This window comes from Nostoc sp. UHCC 0251 (genome assembly GCF_034932245.1).
Classification (GTDB): domain Bacteria; phylum Cyanobacteriota; class Cyanobacteriia; order Cyanobacteriales; family Nostocaceae; genus Nostoc.
This window is the reverse complement of sequence record NZ_JAYGHD010000231.1, coordinates 1-3,178: the sequence shown is the minus strand read 5'-3', so window position 1 is coordinate 3,178 and position 3,178 is coordinate 1. Positions and strand designations below refer to the sequence as shown.

Sequence of the window (3,178 nt, the reverse complement as noted above, 5' to 3'; positions counted from 1 at the left end):
TTTGTGAATGCAAGTCATTAAAAGACCAAATGAATTGAGTGGTCAAGCTAATAAGGGCTAACGGTGGATACCTAGGCACACAGAGGCGACGAAGGACGTGGTTACCGACGATATGCTCCGGGGAGTTGGAAGCAAACATTGAGCCGGAGATTTCCGAATGGGGCAACCCTATATACTACCTGCTGAATATATAGGCAGGAGAGAGCCAACCCAGCGAATTGAAACATCTTAGTAGCTGGAGGAAGAGAAATCAATTAAGAGATTCCCTAAGTAGTGGTGAGCGAAAGGGGAAGAGCCTAAACCAATTGGTTTACCGATTGGGGTAGTGGGACAGCGATATCGAATCTGGCGGTTAAACGAAGCAGCTAAATACTGCACCAAAGAAGGTGAAAGTCCTGTAGTTGAAAACTCAAGGATAGTAGCTGAATCCCGAGTAGCATGGGGCACGAGGAATCCCATGTGAATCAGCGAGGACCACCTCGTAAGGCTAAATACTACTGTGTGACCGATAGTGAACCAGTACCGCGAGGGAAAGGTGAAAAGAACCCCGGAAGGGGAGTGAAATAGAACATGAAACCGTTAGCTTACAAGCAGTGGGAGGACTATTTAAAAGTCTGACCGCGTGCCTGTTGAAGAATGAGCCGGCGACTTATAGGCACTGGTAGGTTAAAGCGAGAATGCTGGAGCCAAAGGGAAACCGAGTCTGAAAAGGGCGATAATCAGTGTTTATAGACCCGAACCCTGGTGATCTAACCATGGCCAGGATGAAGCTTGGGTAACACCAAGTGGAGGTCCGCACCGACTGATGTTGAAAAATCAGCGGATGAGTTGTGGTTAGGGGTGAAATGCCAATCGAACCAGGAGCTAGCTGGTTCTCCCCGAAATGTGTTTAGGCGCAGCGGTAATGATTATATCTGGGGGGTAAAGCACTGTTTCGGTGCGGGCTGGGAGACCGGTACCAAATCGAGACAAACTCTGAATACCCAGAGCACACATTGCCAGTGAGACAGTGGGGGATAAGCTTCATTGTCAAGAGGGAAACAGCCCAGACCACCAGCTAAGGTCCCCAAATCATCGCTAAGTGATAAAGGAGGTGAGAGTGCACAGACAACTAGGAGGTTTGCCTAGAAGCAGCCACCCTTGAAAGAGTGCGTAATAGCTCACTAGTCAAGCGCTCTCGCGCCGAAAATGAACGGGGCTAAGCGATGTACCGAAGCTGTGGGATTAATTTAGGTTAATCGGTAGGGGAGCGTTCCGTCGTAGGTAGAAGCAGTAGCGGCAAGCAGCTGTGGACGAAACGGAAGTGAGAATGTCGGCTTGAGTAGCGCAAACATTGGTGAGAATCCAATGCCCCGAAACCCTAAGGTTTCCTCCGCCAGGTTCGTCCCCGGAGGGTTAGTCAGGGCCTAAGGCGAGGCCGAACGGCGTAGTCGATGGACAACGGGTTAAAATTCCCGTACTGATTGTAGGTTGTGCAGAGGGACGGAGAAGATGAGTGTCAGCCGGATGTTGGTTACCGGTTCAAGCGTCAAGATGTTGAGAGACGGCGAAAACGTTTCGAGTTGAGGCGTGAGTACGACCCGCTACGGCGGGGAAGTGGCATAGTCTAGCTTCCAAGAAAAGCTCTAAACACGTTAACTTACAGTTACCTGTACCCGAAACCGACACAGGTAGGGAGGTTGAGAATACCAAGGGGCGCGAGATAACTCTCTCTAAGGAACTCGGCAAAATGGCCCCGTAACTTCGGAAGAAGGGGTGCCCACCTAAGACGTGGGTCGCAGTGAAGAGATCCAGGCGACTGTTTACCAAAAACACAGGTCTCCGCAAAGTCGTAAAGACGCAGTATGGGGGCTGACGCCTGCCCAGTGCCGGAAGGTTAAGGAAGTTGGTCAGGGGGCAACCTTGAAGCTAGCGACCGAAGCCCCGGTGAACGGCGGCCGTAACTATAACGGTCCTAAGGTAGCGAAATTCCTTGTCGGGTAAGTTCCGACCCGCACGAAAGGCGTAACGATCTGGATGGTGTCTCAGAGAGAGACTCGGCGAAATAGGAATGTCTGTGAAGATACGGACTGCCTGCACCTGGACAGAAAGACCCTATGAAGCTTTACTGTAGCCTGGAATTGTGTTCGGGCTTGGCTTGCGCAGGATAGGTGGGAGGCGATGAAGTATTCCTTGTGGGGAGTATGGAGCCAACGGTGAGATACCACTCTGGCGAAGCTAGAATTCTAACCCATGACCATTATCTGGTCAGGGAACAGTTTCAGGTGGGCAGTTTGACTGGGGCGGTCGCCTCCTAAAAGGTAACGGAGGCGCGCAAAGGTTCCCTCAGCACGCTTGGAAACCGTGCGGCGAGTGTAAAGGCATAAAGGGAGCTTGACTGCAAGACTGACAAGTCGAGCAGGTACGAAAGTAGGCCTTAGTGATCCGACGGCGCAGAGTGGAATGGCCGTCGCTCAACGGATAAAAGTTACTCTAGGGATAACAGGCTGATCTCCCCCAAGAGTCCACATCGACGGGGAGGTTTGGCACCTCGATGTCGGCTCATCGCAACCTGGGGCGGAAGTACGTCCCAAGGGTTGGGCTGTTCGCCCATTAAAGCGGTACGTGAGCTGGGTTCAGAACGTCGTGAGACAGTTCGGTCCATATCCGGTGCAGGCGTAAGAGCATTGAGAGGAGTCCTCCTTAGTACGAGAGGACCGGGAGGAACGCACCGCTGGTGTACCAGTTATCGTGCCAACGGTAAACGCTGGGTAGCCAAGTGCGGAGCGGATAACCGCTGAAAGCATCTAAGTGGGAAGCCCACCTCAAGATGAGTGCTCTCACCACGTAAGTGGGTAAGGTCACGGGAAGAACACCCGTTCTTAGGCGGTAGGTGGAAGTGCAGCAATGTATGTAGCCGAGCCGTGCTAACAGACCGAGGGCTTGACCTCATAACTCATTTGGTTTCGCGTTACTTGCAGTCTTCAGGGTTTTGTCAGTGCTGAGTTCAAAGTTCTCAGTGCTGAGTTAAATAAATACTCAGCACTCAGCACTCAGCACTCACTACTCTCAAAGTTTTCCTGGTGTCTATTGCGCGGTGGAACCACACTGAACCCTTCCCGAACTCAGAGGTGAAACGCTGCTGCGGCCACGATAGTTTAGGGGTAGCCCTACGCAAAAATAGCTCGATGCCAGGTTT

2 rRNA genes are annotated in these 3,178 nt (G+C 51.9%); both read left to right on the top strand.

Annotated elements, in window-relative coordinates:
- Nucleotides 1-40: 40 nt before the first annotated feature.
- Nucleotides 41-2,930, top strand: a 23S ribosomal RNA gene (locus VB740_RS17685).
- 128 nt (nt 2,931-3,058) lie between these two features.
- Nucleotides 3,059-3,176 (top strand): 5S ribosomal RNA (gene rrf / locus VB740_RS17680).
- Nucleotides 3,177-3,178: the final 2 nt, after the last annotated feature.